The sequence below is a fragment of the Pantoea sp. y20 genome, from assembly GCF_054903455.1.
In genome coordinates, this window is record NZ_CM142816.1 from 1,862,127 (window position 1) to 1,880,681 (window position 18,555).

General features: G+C 53.6%; 15 protein-coding genes, 1 tRNA gene and 1 other RNA gene. 9 read left to right on the forward strand and 8 right to left on the reverse strand.

All coding sequences use genetic code 11. The annotated features are described in order from the left end of the window. Window positions 1-70 precede the first annotated feature (70 nt). Entirely contained in the window at window positions 71-2,458 is a 2,388-nt protein-coding gene (gene ppsA, locus ACYAC5_RS08775; protein WP_192411946.1) for a phosphoenolpyruvate synthase, read from the forward strand. Window positions 2,459-2,557: 99 nt separating this feature from the next. On the opposite strand, the gene rprA is transcribed toward ppsA, so the two are convergent. From rprA to ACYAC5_RS08795, 4 genes are all read right to left on the reverse strand, one after another. After that, window positions 2,558-2,665: antisense sRNA RprA (rprA, locus tag ACYAC5_RS08780), an RNA gene on the reverse strand. Window positions 2,666-3,022: 357 nt separating this feature from the next. Further along, window positions 3,023-4,158, reverse strand: a protein-coding gene (locus ACYAC5_RS08785; RefSeq protein ID WP_462062841.1) for an IS3 family transposase whose coding sequence is annotated in 2 segments (ribosomal slippage) — window positions 3,023-3,903 and window positions 3,903-4,158 — 1,137 coding nt in all. Because the reading frame shifts where the segments join, the coding sequence is not laid out codon by codon here. A 124-nt stretch (window positions 4,159-4,282) separates the two neighbouring features. Next, entirely contained in the window at window positions 4,283-5,395 is a 1,113-nt protein-coding gene (gene ydiK, locus ACYAC5_RS08790; RefSeq protein ID WP_137385669.1) for an AI-2E family transporter YdiK, read from the reverse strand. Between the two features lie 77 nt (window positions 5,396-5,472). Then, the gene (locus tag ACYAC5_RS08795) at window positions 5,473-5,652 is read right to left on the reverse strand and encodes a hypothetical protein (RefSeq protein WP_271460182.1); all 180 of its coding nucleotides are present in this window, start codon (window positions 5,650-5,652) and stop codon (window positions 5,473-5,475) included. On the opposite strand from ACYAC5_RS08795, the gene ydiJ reads away from it, so the two are divergent. After that, on the forward strand, window positions 5,601-8,654 hold the full coding sequence (gene ydiJ, locus ACYAC5_RS08800) for a D-2-hydroxyglutarate dehydrogenase YdiJ (RefSeq protein WP_462062844.1): 3,054 nt from the start codon (window positions 5,601-5,603) through the stop codon (window positions 8,652-8,654). The genes ACYAC5_RS08795 and ydiJ overlap by 52 nt on opposite strands. Window positions 8,655-8,684: 30 nt before the next feature. On the opposite strand, the gene ACYAC5_RS08805 is transcribed toward ydiJ, so the two are convergent. Continuing rightward, on the reverse strand, window positions 8,685-9,089 hold the full coding sequence (locus ACYAC5_RS08805) for a hypothetical protein (RefSeq protein WP_101764560.1): 405 nt from the start codon (window positions 9,087-9,089) through the stop codon (window positions 8,685-8,687). A 389-nt stretch (window positions 9,090-9,478) separates the two neighbouring features. On the opposite strand from ACYAC5_RS08805, the gene sufA reads away from it, so the two are divergent. The 7 genes from sufA (at window position 9,479) to ACYAC5_RS08840 (ending at window position 16,092) form a co-directional block, all read left to right on the forward strand. Continuing rightward, entirely contained in the window at window positions 9,479-9,853 is a 375-nt protein-coding gene (gene sufA, locus ACYAC5_RS08810; RefSeq protein WP_007892717.1) for a Fe-S cluster assembly scaffold SufA, read from the forward strand. Between the two features lie 7 nt (window positions 9,854-9,860). Continuing rightward, window positions 9,861-11,354, forward strand: coding sequence for a Fe-S cluster assembly protein SufB (gene sufB, locus ACYAC5_RS08815; RefSeq protein WP_101764559.1), 1,494 nt, complete (start codon window positions 9,861-9,863; stop codon window positions 11,352-11,354). Between the two features lie 34 nt (window positions 11,355-11,388). Then, window positions 11,389-12,135 carry a Fe-S cluster assembly ATPase SufC gene (gene sufC, locus ACYAC5_RS08820; protein WP_008102973.1) on the forward strand — a complete coding sequence of 249 codons (747 nt, stop codon included), beginning with the start codon at window positions 11,389-11,391 and terminating at the stop codon, window positions 12,133-12,135. Continuing rightward, window positions 12,110-13,387 carry a Fe-S cluster assembly protein SufD gene (sufD, locus tag ACYAC5_RS08825; RefSeq protein WP_462062845.1) on the forward strand — a complete coding sequence of 426 codons (1,278 nt, stop codon included), beginning with the start codon at window positions 12,110-12,112 and terminating at the stop codon, window positions 13,385-13,387. The genes sufC and sufD overlap by 26 nt, the downstream gene beginning before the upstream one ends. Next, entirely contained in the window at window positions 13,384-14,607 is a 1,224-nt protein-coding gene (gene sufS / locus ACYAC5_RS08830) for a cysteine desulfurase SufS (RefSeq protein WP_277974792.1), read from the forward strand. The genes sufD and sufS overlap by 4 nt, the downstream gene beginning before the upstream one ends. Window positions 14,608-14,627: 20 nt before the next feature. Then, the gene (gene sufE, locus ACYAC5_RS08835) at window positions 14,628-15,044 is read left to right on the forward strand and encodes a cysteine desulfuration protein SufE (RefSeq protein ID WP_101764556.1); all 417 of its coding nucleotides are present in this window, start codon (window positions 14,628-14,630) and stop codon (window positions 15,042-15,044) included. Window positions 15,045-15,105: 61 nt separating this feature from the next. After that, window positions 15,106-16,092, forward strand: coding sequence for a L,D-transpeptidase family protein (locus ACYAC5_RS08840; protein WP_101764555.1), 987 nt, complete (start codon window positions 15,106-15,108; stop codon window positions 16,090-16,092). Between the two features lie 75 nt (window positions 16,093-16,167). Here ACYAC5_RS08840 and ACYAC5_RS08845 read toward each other — a convergent pair whose 3' ends face one another. From ACYAC5_RS08845 to ACYAC5_RS08855, 3 genes are all read right to left on the reverse strand, one after another. Then, window positions 16,168-16,404, reverse strand: a complete 237-nt coding sequence (locus tag ACYAC5_RS08845) for a major outer membrane lipoprotein (RefSeq protein ID WP_007892735.1) — start codon at window positions 16,402-16,404, stop codon at window positions 16,168-16,170. Window positions 16,405-16,707: 303 nt separating this feature from the next. After that, on the reverse strand, window positions 16,708-18,120 hold the full coding sequence (pykF, locus tag ACYAC5_RS08850; RefSeq protein WP_277974793.1) for a pyruvate kinase PykF: 1,413 nt from the start codon (window positions 18,118-18,120) through the stop codon (window positions 16,708-16,710). A 342-nt stretch (window positions 18,121-18,462) separates the two neighbouring features. Further along, window positions 18,463-18,539 (reverse strand) — tRNA-Val (locus ACYAC5_RS08855). Window positions 18,540-18,555: the final 16 nt, after the last annotated feature.

Here is an 18,555-nt window from a genome sequence, read left to right on the forward strand (position 1 = left end):
TGTGCCAGGCTGGTTTGGCGAATAGCAAAATGTTCCATGTGTATTCACATCATTTAAAAGGATAATCTCAATGTCCAATCAAGACCAACAGTCGCTAGTGCTCTGGTACAACCAGCTTGGCATGCATGATGTTGATCGGGTGGGAGGCAAGAATGCTTCCCTTGGAGAAATGATTACGAATTTGTCGTCGCTGGGTGTTTCCGTACCAAACGGTTATGCGACCACATCTTACGCGTTTAATCTGTTCCTCGATCAAAGCGGACTGAACCAGCGGATCTATGATTTGCTGGATAAAACGGATGTTGATGATGTTGCTGAGCTCGCGCAAGCGGGTAAACAGATTCGTCAATGGGTGATCGATACGCCATTCCAGCCTGAACTGGAAGCGGCAATTCGTAGCGCCTACGAACAACTCTCTGCTGATGATGCCGACGCCTCCTTTGCGGTGCGCTCGTCAGCCACCGCCGAGGATATGCCCGACGCCTCGTTTGCCGGCCAGCAGGAGACTTTCCTTAACGTGCAGGGTTATGACGCGGTCATCATCGCAGTGAAGCACGTTTATGCCTCCTTATTTAACGATCGTGCCATCTCCTACCGTGTGCATCAGGGCTACGACCATCGCGGCGTGGCGCTCTCGGCCGGTATTCAGCGCATGGTGCGATCGGACCTCGCCTCGTCGGGCGTGATGTTCACCATTGATACCGAATCGGGCTTTGATCAAGTGGTGTTTATCACCTCCGCCTTTGGTTTGGGCGAAATGGTGGTGCAGGGCGCGGTAAACCCCGACGAGTTCTACGTGCATAAACCCACGCTGGCCGCCAATCGTCCGGCGATTGTGCGCCGCACCATGGGCTCAAAAAAGCTGCGCATGGTGTATGCGGATTCGCAGGAGCATGGCGAGCAGGTGCGCATTGAAGATGTCGAGCAGGAACAGCGCGATCGCTTCAGCTTAACCGATGACGAAGTGCAGGCGCTGGCGCGTCAGGCGGTGCTGATTGAGCAGCACTACAAACGCCCAATGGACATTGAATGGGCGAAAGATGGCCACACCGGCAAACTGTTCATCGTGCAGGCGCGTCCGGAAACGGTGCGCTCCAACGGTCAGGTGATGGAACGTTATACGCTGCAGGGCAAAGGCAACGTGGTGGTCGAAGGCCGCGCCATTGGTCATCGCATCGGCGCCGGTGAAGTCAAAGTCATCCACGACATCAGCGAGATGCATCGCATTGAAAAAGGCGATGTGCTGGTAACTGACATGACCGATCCCGATTGGGAACCGATCATGAAGAAAGCCTCAGCCATCGTCACCAATCGCGGCGGTCGTACTTGCCACGCAGCGATCATCGCGCGTGAGCTGGGCATTCCGGCGGTGGTGGGCTGTGGCGATGCCACCGATCACCTGAAAGATGGCCACAAAGTCACGGTTTCCTGCGCCGAAGGTGATACCGGTTATGTCTATGACGAACTGCTGGACTTCGAAGTGACCAGCTCGCAGGTCGATACCATGCCGGAACTGCCGCTGAAGATCATGATGAACATCGGTAATCCGGATCGTGCGTTCGATTTCGCCTGCTTGCCGAACGAAGGTGTTGGCCTGGCGCGTCTGGAGTTCATTATCAACCGTATGATTGGCGTGCATCCCAAAGCGTTGCTGGAGTTTGATCAGCAAACGCCGGAATTGCAGCAGCAGATTCGTCAGATGATGAAAGGCTTTGATGACCCGATTGAGTTCTACATCGGCCGTCTGACCGAAGGGATTGCGACGCTGGGTGCCGCATTTGCGCCGAAGCGCGTGATTGTTCGTCTTTCCGATTTCAAAACCAACGAATACGCCAACCTGGTGGGTGGCGAGCGTTATGAGCCGGAAGAAGAGAACCCGATGCTCGGTTTCCGTGGCGCCGGTCGCTACGTTGCTGACAACTTCCGCGACTGCTTCAGGCTGGAGTGCGAAGCGGTGAAGCGCGTGCGTAACGAAATGGGGCTGACCAACGTTGAAATCATGATTCCGTTCGTGCGTACCGTCGATCAAGCCGAAGCGGTGGTCGCCGAGCTGGCGAAAAACGGTCTGAAGCGCGGCGAGAATGGCCTGAAAGTGATCATGATGTGTGAGATCCCGTCCAACGCCTTGCTGGCTGAGCAGTTCCTCGAGCACTTCGATGGCTTCTCCATCGGTTCCAACGACATGACGCAGTTGGCGCTGGGCCTCGATCGTGACTCTGGCGTGGTGTCCGCGCTGTTTGATGAACGTAATGATGCCGTGAAAGCGCTGTTATCGATGTCGATCAAAGCGGCGAAAAAACAGGGCAAATATGTCGGTATTTGTGGCCAGGGACCGTCGGATCATCAGGACTTTGCGGCATGGTTAATGGAGCAGGGCATTGATAGCCTGTCGCTTAATCCGGATACCGTGGTTGAAACCTGGTTGAGTTTGGCAGAGCTGAACGCTTCCAAACATTAACCAGGCGGTAATTTGATGTATCAGATGAGAATTTGACGTGTCATTAGTGTAATTATCAAGGTCAGCGCTGCTGGCCTTGTTTTTTTGTCTGAAAAAAAGCCAAAAAAAAGCCCATCACAGGGGATGGGCAAAGACTACACACAGCAATTCTTCACTTTACTCAGGGGAATAAGGTTGTTTAGAAATCAGTAGCTTGATTCAAAACATAGGAAACATGTTATTGATCAGGCTCGCTGGCGTCTTTAAGAATCCTCTTATTAGTTTAAAGCTGATAACCTTTCGTGGCCTTTTTCTTCCCTGTTAAGAGGCAATTCAGCTGTAAAAATAATCATTCCGTAAGAGAATTCCGCCTAAAGCGCCTAAAACTGCGTTTTTTCTTAAAAACCGCTTATGAAAAAAAATTATTATCAGTAAGAAATGCGCGGTGGCGATGTTGGGGCATTAGGCGGGTTAAAGTAAGGCCAATGTAAAACTGAGAGAACGTGTATCTTCGCTGAGTGGGCGTTAATGTGAATGAGGTCGCCATGAATGGAGTGACCCCGTTCCCGTAGACATTCACTGTCCTCACGACGAGGCCTTTTCGAAGGCCTCTGGACTGACGCCTCCCAGGTGGCTGTGGCGTCGTGTCCGGTTGTAGAACACTTCGATATAATCAAAGATATCAGCCCGGGCCATGTCCCGGGTTTTATAGATCCGCTTTCTGATACGCTCTTTTTTTAGCGAACTGAAGAAGGATTCTGCCACTGCATTATCCCAGCAGTTGCCGCGTCGGCTCATGCTGGGTGACAGGTTATTAGCTTGGCAGAACCGTCGCCAGTCATCGCTGCCATACTGGCTTCCCTGGTCGCTGTGTACGATAACGGTTTCCTCAGGCCTTCGTCGCCAGACGGCCATCAGGAGAGCATCTAGCGCCAGTTCGCGCGACAGTGAGGGTTTCATTGACCAACCCACCACATTGCGGGCAAACAGGTCTATCACCACGGCCAGATACAGCCAGCCCTGCCAGGTCCGTATGTAGGTAATATCCGTTACCCAGACCTGGTTCGGTTTAACGACTGTGAACTCCCGCTGTACCCGGTTAGGAGCAATGACTGACGGACGTCCCCGTGCTCCTCGCGGGATTTTATAGCCATGTACGGCCTTGATTCTGTTCTGCCGCATAATTTTCGCTACCCTGTTTTTACTGCATACCTCTCCGATTTCTCGCAGGTCACTGTGGACCCGTCGGTATCCATAAACGCCGCCACTCAGGGTATAAGAGTCGCGGATAAGCGTCAGCAGCCGCTGATTATCCTCCTCTCCGGCTGATACCGGGCAGTGGAGCCAGACGTAAAAACCGGAACGGGCAACCTTCAGAACCCGACACATTAGTGTGATCGACCAGACCTGACGGTGATCGTTAATGAAGCGGTACTTTAGTCGGGCTCCCTTGCAAAGTACCGCGCCGCCTTTTTCAGGATATCCCGCTCCTCCTCAGTTCGCTTGAGCTGCGCTTTCAACCGGAGGATCTCCGTCCGGGCATCCAGCAGATCCTGCGCCTGGTGCCCACTAGCATCAGGTTTTATAGAGCGGATCCATTTATAAAGGCTGTGTTGCGAGACGCCCAAGCGTTCAGAAACGTCGGCGACGGAATAGCCCCGCTCGGTGATCTGGCGGACGGCTTCTTCTTTAAACTCAGGGGTAAATAGTGGTGTGCCCATAGACTCCTCCTATGCTCAAAATATAGGGCAGATTTGTCTATGGGCTCGGGGTCACTCCATCAATGTCAGATTATGGTCCAACATTTGGGGTGCAGTTCATGAACGGCGACCCGGCGGGGAACGCTTAATGTAGTTCTTCTTCGTGATCGGCCAACGCTTCGATGGCGGTCTGCACATCGTCATCCGGTTCGGGCGCTTCATGCATCCACACTGAAACCAGACGATAAGACACCGCCAGGACCACCGGACCGATAAACAGCCCAATCATACCGAAAGCAATCAATCCGCCAATAACGCCGGAAAGAATCAGGATCATCGGTAAATCGGCACCCATGCGAATCAACACCGGACGCAACACGCTGTCCAGCGTACCGACCACGCAACTCCACACCAGCAGCACCGTGCCCCACGTGGTATCGCCGCTCCAGTACAGCCAGATAATCGCTGGCACTAACACTATTAGCGGCCCGAGCTGCACCAGGCAGGTCAGAATCATCAACACGGTTAACAGCGTGGCGTAAGGAATGCCGGAAATGGCTAAACCAATACCGCCGAGCACGCCCTGAACCAGCGCGGTGACCACCACGCCTAGCGCCACAGCACGAATCGCCTGACCGGCCAGCAGCACTGCGGCATCGCCACGGCGTCCACTCATGCGATAGGCAAAATGACGAATACCGTGGCCCACCTGCTCACCGCGCCAGTAGAGCAGCACGCTGAACAACAGCATCACGATGAGGTGCATCATAAAGCGGCCGAAGTGGCCGGCCTGCGCCACAAAGAAGCCGGTGGTGCGACCAATATAAGGCTGCACCTGATTCAGCATCGCCGCGCCGCCGCCATCCACTAATTTGTGGTAGCTCGAGTAGAGTTTCCTGCCGACGTAGGGAATCTGTCGCAACCAATCGAAGTCAGGCATTACCAGATGGCGCTGCGTTGCCCAGGCGATCACCGGCGCACTGTTATCAATCAGGCTGCTGACCAGCAGGGCGATAGGAATAATAAACAGCAGTAATAGCAAAATGGTCATGGCGATCACCGCCAGCGAGCGGCGTCCCCACAACATGTGCTGTAGACGAATCATCAACGGCCAGGTGGCGATCACCACCATGCTGGCCCAGGCGAAGCCTAGAATAAAGGGCTGCACCACCCACAGACTGGCGATGATCATGATTAGAATGAACATCAGTGAAAACAGCATTTGCGGTAAATCCATACCGCGTTGCAGGTCTTTCATCACAACGGTTAACCTCGATTGAATCCTTCAGAGTGGGGCTGAACAGCCCTGATTAATGATGATCTATTTCCTGAAAATTAAACAGGAAAAGCAGCGACGGCGGCGCGCTTTCCTGAAAAAACAGCAGCCAGCAGAAAAGTATGATAAAACCAAGGGCTGAAAAAAATCACGACGCAAACGTTTACAACATCTCGGTCACTCAATAATGATCCCACAGATTTCTCAGGCACCAGGCCTCGTTCAACTGGTGCTGACATTCCTGCAGTCCTTGAAAGAGCAAGGCTTTACCGGCGATACCGCCACCAGCTATGCCGATCGCCTCTCGCTTGCCACCGACAACAGTATTTATCAGCTGCTGCCTGATGCGGCGCTGTTTCCGCGCTCGACGGCGGATGTGGCGTTGATTGCGCGCCTTGCCGGTGAAACCCGTTTTACCAGCCTGGTGTTTACGCCACGCGGTGGCGGCACCGGCACCAACGGACAGTCGCTGAATCAGGGCATCGTGGTGGATCTGTCGCGCTACATGAACCGCATCCTGGAAATCAACACCGAGCAAGGTTGGGTGCGGGTTGAAGCGGGCGTGGTGAAAGATCAGCTCAATGCGTGGCTCAAGCCGTATGGCTTCTTCTTCTCGCCAGAGCTCTCCACCAGCAACCGCGCCACGCTCGGCGGCATGATCAACACCGATGCTTCAGGCCAGGGTTCGCTGGTGTATGGCAAAACCTCCGATCACGTTGAAGGTCTGCGCGCGGTGCTGCTGGGTGGCGACATCCTTGATACGCGCGCCATGCCGACTGAACTGGCGGAACAGCTGGCCAGCACGCCGACCGCGGAAGGGCGCATTTACCAGCAGGTGTTGAGTCGCTGCCGCGAACAGCGCGATCTGATTCTGGAGAAATTCCCCAAGCTCAATCGCTTCCTGACTGGCTACGATCTGCGTCATGTGTTCAGCGACGATTTGCAGACGTTTGATTTGACGCGTTTGCTGTGCGGCGCGGAAGGCACATTGGCCTTTATTACCGAAGCGCGCCTCGACATCACCCCCATCCCAAAAGTGCGCCGTCTGGTCAACATCAAATACGATTCGTTCGACTCGGCCCTGCGTAACGCCCCTTTAATGGTGGAAGCCAAAGCGCTGTCGGTGGAAACCGTTGACTCGAAAGTCCTGAATCTGGCGCGAGAAGATATCGTCTGGCATTCGGTAAATGAATTGATTACCGATGTGCCAGATAAACAGATGCTGGGGCTCAACATCGTGGAGTTTGCCGGTGACGATGGCGAACTGATTGAGCAGCAGATCAGCACGCTATGTCAGCGCTTAGAAGAGCTGATGCAGCAGCAGATGGGCGGCGTCATCGGCTATCAACTGTGTGACGATTTAGGCGGTATCGAGCGCATCTATAATATGCGCAAAAAAGCGGTTGGCCTGTTGGGGAACGCCAAAGGGCGCGCCAAGCCGATTCCGTTTGTGGAAGATACCGCGGTGCCACCAGAACAGCTGGCGGATTATATCGTCGATTTTCGCGCGCTGCTCGACAGCCACGGCCTGAGCTACGGCATGTTTGGGCACGTGGATGCTGGCGTGCTGCATGTGCGTCCGGCGCTGGATATGTGCGATCCGCAGCAGGAGCTGCTGATGAAGCAGATCTCCGATGAAGTGGTGGCGCTGACCGCGCGCTACGGCGGTTTATTGTGGGGCGAGCACGGCAAAGGTTTCCGCGCGCAGTACAGCCCGGAGTTCTTTGGCGAAACGTTATTCAATGAGCTGCGCCGCATCAAAGCCGCGTTCGATCCTGACAACCGCATGAATCCCGGCAAAATCTGTACGCCGCTCGGCAGTGATGAACCGATGATGCAGGTTGATGCGGTGAAACGCGGCACCTACGATCGGCAGATTCCGGTTACGGTGCGCAACGAGTGGCGCGGTGCGATGGAGTGTAATGGCAACGGTTTGTGCTTCAACTTCGATGCACGTAGCCCAATGTGCCCGTCGATGAAAATTACCCGCAACCGCATTCACTCGCCGAAAGGGCGCGCCACACTCACGCGTGAATGGCTGCGTTTGCTCTCCGAGCAGGGCGTGGATCCTACCCAACTTGAGCAGGCGCTGCCGAAACAGGGCGCCAGCTTGCGTACGCTGATTCAGCGCACGCGCAATACCTGGCATGCGAATCAGGGCGAATATGACTTCTCGCACGAAGTGAAAGAGGCGATGTCGGGCTGCCTGGCGTGTAAAGCCTGCTCGACGCAGTGCCCAATCAAGATCGATGTGCCGAACTTCCGTTCACGCTTCCTGCAGCTGTATCACACCCGCTATCTGCGCCCGATGAGCGATCATCTGGTGGCCACTGTGGAGAGTTATGCGCCGCTGATGGCCAAAGCGCCTAAGGTGTTCAACTTTTTCCTCAAGCAGCCGTGGATGCGCGAACTGAGCAAAAAGCATATCGGCATGGTGGATTTGCCGCTGCTGTCATCGCCGAGCCTCAAGCAGCAGTTAGGCGGCCATCCAGCGATGAACCTGACGCTGGAGCAGTTAGAAGCGCTGGATGCGGCGCAACGCGAAAACTGCGTGCTGGTGGTACAAGATCCCTTTACCAGCTATTACGAGGCACAGCTGGTCACCGATTTCGTCAAGCTGATTGAGAAACTCGGTTATCGTCCGGTGCTGCTGCCGTTCTCACCGAATGGCAAGGCGCAACATGTGAAAGGCTTCCTGCAGCGCTTTGCGCGCACCGCCAGCAAAACCGCTGATTTTCTCAATCGCGTGGCAAAACTGGGCATGCCGATGGTCGGTGTCGATCCGGCGACAGTGCTCTGTTACCGCGATGAGTACCATCAGGTGCTGGGCGAGCAGCGCGGCGAGTTTAACGTGCAGCTGGTGCATGAGTGGCTGCACACCGCCTTGTCGGCACGTGCGGAGCAAACCGCCAGCGGCGAAGCCTGGTATCTGTTTGCGCACTGCACCGAAGTGACCGCGCTACCGTCCACGCCGAATCAGTGGCAGAGCATTTTTGCGCGCTTTGGTGCGAAGCTGGAAAACGTCAATGTGGGCTGCTGCGGAATGGCGGGAACCTACGGCCACGAAAGCGTAAACCTGGAGAATTCGCTGGGGATTTATGAGCTGTCCTGGCATCCGCAATTGCAAAAGCTGCCGCGTCAGCGCTGTCTGGCAACCGGTTTTTCGTGTCGTAGCCAGGTAAAACGCGCAGAAGGCAATGGCATGCGTCATCCACTGCAAGCATTACTGGAAATGATGTAAACAAATTGTAGGAGACGTCACAAAGCTGGATTAGAATATCCAGCCTGCGTGGCGAACAAAATCACTCTGCAGGCGGGTGGCTTGATCCCACTCGCCGCTGAGCGCCAGTTGATGACACAAGCGTGTTAATGACAGGCGCGCCAGTTGATAGGCCTGAATCCGGAACAAACGGTCACGATCGGCATTGCCCATCTCCTGCACTAAGCGATGATGGAGCTTGCCCATGGCATGCAGAAAGCTGTGATCGTCGCCATTGATTTCGCAGATTTCTGCCATATCAAGACAGGTGTCGTTAAAGCGACGCAGTTGGTCGAGCGTGCAATCAGTGCGGTTGAGCTTTGCCTGAGCCATGTAGAAGTCAACGGTGATATCACGCACCGAAAACTTATACTCGTCGATTTTATGTTGTAACCAGGCTGAGACGGTAAGCGTCATATCGCCACCTTTTTAGGTTAATGATAATCATTATCATATTAAACCGCGTCAGGAATGCAATTCCCGCTGTGAAATTTTATTGATTTCCTCTGCCTGTTACTAAAATCGGCAATAACAATTTCTTTACATAGTAGAAAGGCGTAACCTATCAATCAGGATGGAAACGTAAAATTGGTTTTGGAAAATTTTACGAAAATTTAACGGGTTACGTTGGTCAGGTGCGCACGGGAATGCTGCCGTCAATCTGCTTTGAAGCGACTATGCTTAATAAAGCAGCAGTAAAAACAGCACGAGATGATTATCCCTGCAAAACAAGAGGTTGAAGTGATATCTGATATCACTACCATAGGGGGATAGCCTGAAAAGGCCCAGACATACGAGGTAGCACAATGTCATCAGTAAATGCCGACTCTTTTTCACCCGAAGATTTCGTCTGGAAAGGGCTCACGCTGACCGAATCGGCAGCGAAACAGATTCTTAACCTGGTAGAACAAGACCCTGAAGTCAAGGGCTTGAAACTGGGTGTGAAAACGTCCGGCTGTGCCGGTTTTGGGTACGTTATGGACCTGGTGAAAGATCCTGCCGATGACGACCTGCAGTTTGAGCAATTCGGCGCAAAACTGTTTGTGCCACTTCAGGCGATGCCGTTTGTTGACGGTACCGAGCTGGATTATGTCCGCGAAGGTCTTAACCAGATTTTTAAATTCAACAACCCTAAAGCTCAACACGCCTGCGGGTGCGGTGAAAGCTTTGGCGTCGAGTAAGTGAAATATGTCACGACACAGCGAAGCATCTGACGATGTACAAATGTGGGAAGGTAAGCTCAACTATAAAGAGGGCTTCTTTACCCAGTTACAAACTGAAGAATTTGCCCACGGCATCAATGAAGATGTGGTGCGCGCCATTTCGGCTAAACGTAACGAACCTGAATGGATGCTTGAATTCCGTCTCAAGGCGTTCCGCGCCTGGGAGCAAATGGAAGAGCCGCACTGGCTGAAAGCGCACTACGAGAAACTGGATTATCAGGATTACAGCTACTATTCCGCGCCGTCCTGCGGCAACTGCGATGACAGCTGTGCTTCTGAACCCGGTGCCACGCAAACCTCCGGCAGCGTCGCGTCCAGCGATTACCTGACGAAGGAAGTGGAAGACGCGTTCAACCAGTTAGGCGTTCCGGTGCGTGAAGGTCGTGAAGTGGCGGTGGATGCGATTTTCGACTCCGTCTCGGTTTCAACCACCTATCGCGGCAAGCTGGCGGAGCAGGGCATCATCTTCTGCTCGTTCGGCGAAGCGATTCACGATCACCCTGAGCTGGTGCAGAAGTATCTCGGCACCGTCGTGCCGCCAAACGATAACTTCTTCGCTGCGCTGAACTCCGCTGTGGCCTCTGACGGTACCTTCGTTTATATCCCGAAAGGCGTACGTTGCCCGATGGAGCTGTCGACCTATTTCCGCATCAACGCGGCAAAAACTGGTCAGTTCGAGCGCACCATTTTGATCGCCGATGAAGACAGCTACGTCAGCTACATCGAAGGTTGCTCTGCGCCTGTGCGTGACACCTATCAGCTGCACGCCGCAGTGGTAGAAGTGATCATCCACAAAAACGCTGAAGTGAAATATTCCACCGTACAGAACTGGTTCCCAGGCGGCGAAGGCGAGGGCGGTATCCTCAACTTCGTGACCAAACGCGCCTTGTGCGAAGGCGATCACAGCAAGATGTCCTGGACGCAGTCTGAGACGGGTTCGGCGATCACCTGGAAATATCCAAGCTGCATTCTGCGCGGTGATTACTCGATCGGTGAGTTCTACTCGGTCGCACTGACCGCAGGCCGCCAGCAGGCGGATACCGGTACCAAGATGATTCACATCGGTAAAAACACCAAGTCGACCATCATCTCCAAAGGTATCTCTGCCGGTAAAAGTCAGAACACCTATCGTGGCCTGGTGAAAATCATGCCAACCGCGACCAACGCGCGTAACTTCACCCAGTGTGACTCGATGCTGATTGGTGCCGAGTGCGGTGCGCACACCTTCCCGTATGTGGAAACGCGCAACAACACCGCCCATCTGGAGCACGAAGCCACCACCTCGCGCATCGGTGAAGATCAGATGTTCTACTGCCTGCAGCGTGGCATCAGCGAAGAAGATGCGATCTCAATGATCGTCAACGGCTTCTGCAAAGACGTTTTCTCCGAGCTGCCACTGGAATTCGCCGTGGAAGCGCAAAAATTGTTAGCTATCAGCCTTGAGCACAGTGTGGGCTGATGCCCGTTGCCGGAAGCAATGTGAAGGAAAGAGTATGTTAAGCATTAAAGATTTGCAGGTTAGCGTTGAAGACAAAGAGATTTTGCGCGGTCTGAACCTTGAAGTGAAACCGGGCGAAGTCCACGCCATCATGGGACCGAACGGTTCAGGTAAAAGTACCCTGTCTGCAACGCTGGCTGGCCGTGAAGATTACGAAGTCACTGGCGGTTCTGTCACCTTCAAGGGCAAAGATCTGCTGGAGCTTGAGCCAGAAGAGCGTGCCGGTGAAGGCATCTTCATGGCGTTCCAGTATCCGGTAGAAATTCCGGGCGTCAGCAACCAGTTTTTCCTGCAGACCTCGGTCAACGCGGTACGTAAATACCGTGAGCAGGAGCCGCTGGACCGTTTCGACTTCCAGGATTTCATCGAAGATAAAATCCAGCTGCTGAAGATGCCAGAAGATTTGCTGACCCGTTCAGTGAACGTGGGCTTCTCCGGTGGTGAGAAGAAGCGTAACGACATCCTGCAGATGGCGGCACTGGAACCTGAGCTGTGTATCCTTGATGAAACCGACTCCGGTCTGGATATCGATGCGCTGAAAATCGTGGCAGAAGGCGTAAACAGCCTGCGCGACGGTAAGCGTTCATTCATCATCGTGACGCACTACCAGCGTATTCTGGATTACATCAAGCCGGACCACGTACATGTGCTGTATCAGGGCAAGATCGTTAAATCTGGCGACTTCTCGCTGGTGAAACAGTTGGAGGAGCAAGGCTATGGCTGGCTTACCGACCAAGAGTGATAACGCCCTGCAGCAGTGGCATCATCTGTTTGAATCGCGCGGTGACGTACGTTCTTTGCAGGCGCAGCAGCACTGGCAGCAACTGATGCGTGTCGGCCTGCCGACGCGTAAGCATGAAAACTGGAAATACACGCCGCTTGATGGCCTATTGGCGCAGCAGTTTGTGCTGCCGCAGCCGCAGCAAGTGAGTGCGGAACAAGTTGAAGCGCTGGCGCTGCCGGTTGATGCGGTGCGTCTGGTGTTTGTTGACGGCCGTTTTCAGGCTGAATTGAGCAGCCGTGATACCGGCCTGTTTGAAATTCAGCATGCGCAGGCTTCTGAGCGTCGTCCGCTACCGGCACCGATTCAGCCGGAAGTGTTCCTGCATCTGACTGAAAGTCTGGCAGAAGAAGCCACGACAATTCGTCTGGCGCGTGGTAAATCAGCGGCTAAACCGCTTTATCTGTTGCACATCACCAGCGGTCAGGATGCGGGCACTAACACCGTGCACCATCGCCACCATCTGCAGCTGGAAGCCAGCGCAGAAGCGGAAGTGATTGAGCACTATGTCACGCTGAATGACGTGGCGCACTTTACCGGCGCGCGTTTCACTTTCGACGTGGCCGACAATGCCAAACTGCAGCACATCAAACTGTCATTTGAGAGCGAGGAGGCTTACCACTTCGCGCACAATGATGTGGTGATGGGCCGCGATGCGAATGTGGCCACTACCAGCTTCCTGCTGGGTGCGGGCTTATCGCGTCACAACACCAGCGCGCAGCTGAATGGCGAAAATACCAATCTGGCGATCAACAGCTTGTCGTTGCCGGTGAATCAGGAAGTGTGCGATACCCGCAGCTATCTGGAACACAACAAAGGCTACTGCACCAGCCGTCAAATGCATAAAGTCATCGCGCGCGATAAAGGTCGTGCGGTGTTCAACGGCATGATCAAAGTGGCGCAGCACGCGCTGAAAACCGATGGACAGATGACTAACAACAACCTGTTGCTGGGCCGTCTGGCTGAAGTGGACACCAAGCCGCAGCTGGAAATCTATGCGGATGACGTGAAGTGCAGCCACGGTGCGACCATTGGTCGTATTGATGAAGAGCAGATGTTCTACCTGCGCTCGCGCGGCATCGATGAGACTGCCGCACAGCGTATGATCATCCATGCCTTTGCCGCTGAACTCACCGAAACGCTGGAAAATCCGGTATTGCGTCAGGTGGTGCTGCAGCGCATTGCCGCGCGCATCCCGGGAGTTGAGTCATGAGTTTCGATCTCGAACGCATCAGAGCGGAATTTCCGATTCTGAAACGTGAGGTCAACGGACATCCGCTGGCCTACCTTGATAGCGCGGCCAGCGCACAGCGCCCGCTCGCGGTCATCAATGCGGAAAGTTATTTCTACCAGCACGGCTATGCGGCCGTGCACCGTGGTATCCATTCGTTGAGCGCGCAGGCGACCACCGACATGGAGAACGTACGTCATCAGGCAGCGCGTTTTCTTAACGCCGCTTCGCCAGAAGAGATTATTTTCGTCAAAGGCACCACGGAAGCCATCAATCTGGTGGCGAACAGTTGGGGCGGCAGTCAGTTGCAGCCGGGCGACAACATCATCGTCACCGAGATGGAGCATCACGCTAACATCGTGCCGTGGCAAATAGTGGCGCAGCGTACCGGCGCAGAAATTCGCGTTTTGCCGCTGAATGCGCAGGGCGAGCTGGCGCTGGAACAGCTGAGCGGCTTGATTGATAGCCGCACCCGTTTGCTGGCGGTCACCCACGTTTCTAACGTGCTCGGCACCGTCAATCCCGTAAAAACTATCGTGGCACAAGCGAAAGCCGCTGGTGTGATTACGTTGGTGGATGGCGCGCAGGCGGTGATGCATCACACGGTGGATGTGCAGGATATTGACTGCGATTTCTACGCTTTCTCTGGCCATAAAATTTATGGTCCAACTGGCATTGGTGTGCTGTATGCGCGTAAAGCGTTGCAGGAGATCATGCCACCCTGGGAAGGCGGCGGTTCGATGATTTCGGAGGTTGTGCTGCCAACCGGCACCACCTTTAACACTACGCCATGGCGTTTCGAAGCGGGCACGCCCAATACCGGCGGCATCATTGGTTTGGGTGCGGCGTTAACGTGGATCAGCGAACTGGGCCTGGACGTGATTCATCAGCGCGAATCGATGCTGATGCGTTATGCGCTGGATAAACTGGCTTCAGTGCCGGATCTGGTGATTTACGGTCCGGAAAGTCGCAGCGGCGTGGTGGCCTTCAACCTCGGCAACCATCACGCCTTTGATGTCGGCAGTTTCCTTGATCAATACGGTATTGCGATCCGCACCGGCCATCACTGTGCGATGCCGCTGATGCGTCATTATGCGGTGCCGGCCATGTGTCGTGCCTCCTTCGCGCTGTACAACACCGAAGAAGAAGCCGATCGTCTGGCCGCAGGTTTGACCCGTATTCATCGTCTGCTGGGCGGTTGAGCAGACTTCAGGAGTGATTCATGGCGAATTTGCCAGATAAAGAGAGATTAGTGCGTAACTTCAATCGTTGCGCAAACTGGGAAGAGAAGTACCTCTACATTATTGAACTCGGTGGGAAATTACCAGAATCCTCCGAAAGCTTACAGCAGCCGGAACACGTGATTTCAGGTTGTCAGAGCCAGGTGTGGATACGCATGACCCCGCAGGCCGATGGCACCATCGCCCTCGAAGGCGACAGCGATGCCGCCATCGTTAAAGGGTTGATTGCAGTGGTATTTAGCCTGTATCAAGGGCTTAAGGCGTCAGAGATTCTCGATCTCGATGTGCGCCACTGGTTCGGCGAATTGGCGCTGACCTCACATCTCACTCCCTCGCGTTCGCAGGGGCTGGAAGCGATGATCCGCGCGATCCGGCATAACGCTCAGACCCTCAGCTAAGTTACACTCTCCTGACCCCGGCTTGACCGGGGTCTGTTCTATCCGACAAAGAGAAAATTGCATGAAACCAGCCTTACGTTTAGCCGGTGCATTGCTGTTGTCCTGTTGCGGACTCTCTGCACCTGCATTTGCTACGGAATATCCCCTACCGGCCGATAACAGCCGTTTGATTGGCGAAAACACCCTGACCACCGTGCCGGATGACAAGCGGCCGCTGGAGAGCATTGCCGCACGTTATAAGATAGGCATGCTCGGCATGCTTGAAGCTAATCCAGGCGTTGATCCCTGGCTGCCCAAGGCTGGCACACAATTAACCGTGCCACTGCAGATGCTGCTACCCGATGCACCACGGGAAGGTATCGTGATTAACCTCGCGGAACTGCGACTTTACTATTATCCGAAAGGTGAAGATCGTGTGGTCGTCTATCCGATCGGGATCGGTCAATTAGGCGCCATGACGCCAACCATGGTCACCAGCATCAGCCAGAAAATCCCGAATCCTACCTGGACGCCAACCACCAATATCCGCAAGCGCTACGCCAAAGAGGGCATTACCTTGCCGGGCGTGGTGCCAGCCGGGCCTGATAACCCAATGGGGCTGTTTGCGATGCGTCTGGCGCGTGGAACCGGTCAGTATCTGATTCACGGCACCAATGCTGACTTTGGTATTGGCATGCGCGTAAGTTCTGGCTGCATTCGCCTGCGACCGGATGATATTGAAGCGCTGTTCAACAGCGTGCCGAAAGGGACGCGGGTGCAGGTGATCAATCAGCCCATCAAATATGCGATAGAACCCGACGGTAAGCGCTACGTTGAAGTGCATCAGCCGTTATCACGTAATGATAAGGACGATCCGCAAACCATGCCGATTGCGCAGTCAGCGCAGCTGAAAGCCTTCTCGAAGAGCGAGAAGAGTGATACGGCGTTGATCAAGGAAGCGATAGCCCGACGTTCCGGGATGCCGGTATTAGTGAGCAGCGGTGAGCCGGTGACAGATGAAAGCGCAGTACCAATGGAGCAGCGTGGTGAGGCCGTAGCGCAGCCCTGAATTCGGACCAGAGCATCGCAGAATCAGGACAAAAAAAATGGTGCCACATGGGCACCATTTTTCAAACCAGAACTCTTACTTACGGTAAGAGTGAGCCTGGTTGTCCAGACGCTGGTTAGCACGAGCTGCGTCATCTTTAGCAGCCTGAACGTCAGAACGGATTGCGTTCACGTCGTTGCTCAGCTGATCAACTTTAGCGTTCAGAGTCTGAACGTCTGAAGACAGTTGGTCGATTTTAGCGTTGCTTGAGCAACCAGCCAGCATAGTTGAAGCCAGGATTACAGCGCCCAGTACCAGTTTAGTGCGATTCATTCTTTATACCCTCTAGATTGAGTTAATCTCCATGTAGCGTTACAAGTATTACACAAAGCTTTTTGAGTTGAGAATAAATTTTTGATGAGAACATGCTTAAATTTGATCGTTCGCTCAAAGAAACAGCATTTAACAGAACATGATGAAAATAATTAGCTAAAACAGAGAGATTTAATCGGACTAACCTTAATCATACGAGATTTTGAATAGTTAATTTCGATTGGAAATTTCTGGCTTTTGTATTACCTCTGCAATAAAAAAAGCGCCTTTAAAGGCGCTTTTAAATAAAAATTCAGTTACTAATCAGATTACATGTACAGACGCGGTATTTGTCGTTCCGCTTGGTACTAATGCACCTGAAACCATTACCACCACATCGCCTTTCTGCGCATATCCGCTTTCCAGCGCCATTTCCTTACCAATGCGGTAGAAATCATCAGTTGAGGCAATTTCTCTCACCAGATGAGTTTCGATACCTTTGCTCAGAATCAGCTGACGAGCGGTGGTTTCGTTGGTGGTGAGCGCCAGAATGGTGGCATCCGGGAAATACTTACGGATAGCTTTAGCAGATTTACCACCTTCGGTGGCTACAACAATCAGTGGTGCTTCCAGCTTCTCTGCAGTCTCAACGGCACCGCGGCATACCGCTTCGGTGATGCGCAGCTTGCGTGAGTCCTGCAGCGAGTCAATGCGCGATTTCATCACGCGATCGGTACGCTCACAGATGGTCGCCATGATGGTGACCGACTCCAGTGGATAACGACCTTTAGCACTCTCACCAGACAGCATGACCGCATCGGTACCATCGAGGATGGCGTTCGCCACGTCGCCGGCTTCCGCACGGGTAGGGCGTGGGTTCTTGATCATGGAATCCAGCATCTGCGTCGCGGTGATGACCACTTTGCGTGCTTTATTACATTTCTTAATCATCATCTTCTGCGCGAAGATCACTTCCTCAACCGGGATCTCAACGCCGAGGTCGCCACGAGCAACCATGATGCCGTCTGAGGCTTCGAGGATCTCGTCGAAGTTGTTCAGGCCTTCCTGGTTCTCGATTTTCGAGATGATCTGGATATGCTCGCCGCCATGCGCTTTCAGGTGCTCACGGATTTCCAGCACGTCAGAACGCTTACGAATAAACGAAGCGGCGACGAAATCAACGTTCTGCTCGCAACCAAAGATCAGGTCGCGCTTATCTTTTTCCGCCAGTGCAGGCAGCTGAATGGAGACACCTGGCAGGTTAACGCCCTTGTTCTCACCCAGATCGCCATTGTTCAGGACCTTACAGATTACTGAATTCTCAGTCACTTCTGTGACCTGCATACCGATCAAGCCATCGTCAACCAGAACGGTGTTACCAATTTTCAGGTCTTCAGTGAAGCCGGCGTAGGTCACGGCAACACGTTCGCTGTTACCAATGACTGACTGATCGGTGGTGAAGGTGAAGGTCTGGCCGGCTTTCAACGACACATCGTTGCCGCCTTCCAATTTCATGGTACGAATTTCCGGACCTTTGGTGTCCAGCAGAATAGCGGCCTGACGACCGGTTTTTTCCATAACGGCACGCATGTTGGTAATGCGTTGGCCATGTTCAGCGTAATCCCCGTGCGAGAAGTTAAGGCGCATCACGTTCATGCCCGCTTCCAGCAGTTGGGTCAGCATCTCTTCAGATTCGGTTTTTGGACCGATAGTACAAACGATTTTGGTCTTTTTCATGTCAGGTTTTCTATAAGTTGTGATGGATGATAAAGGTCGGGATTCGATGCGCACGGCACCGAAGTGAGAATATTTATGGTGTTGGATCGGATTTCACAGAAATAAGAATAGGAGACGAAAGCAAAGCGTGCAGAGAAGTTATGCAGTACGCGAGGGAACTGAGTGATCAGTGTTGCGCAAATCATTGGAGTTGTTTGCATAGGCACGTTAGCGCTGAAACCTTTCAGGTGGAACAACGCGGCATAGTATAGTCGCTAAGTATGCGAAAACCAATATAAAAGCGGCGCGATATAGACGATGCAGATCAAGAAAAAGGTGTTGCGCAAGGAGATAAAACCAGAGTGGTGCGCTCTAATGGACTCGAACCATCGACCCCCACCATGTCAAGGTGGTGCTCTAACCAACTGAGCTAAGAGCGCATTGAGGAAATTCACA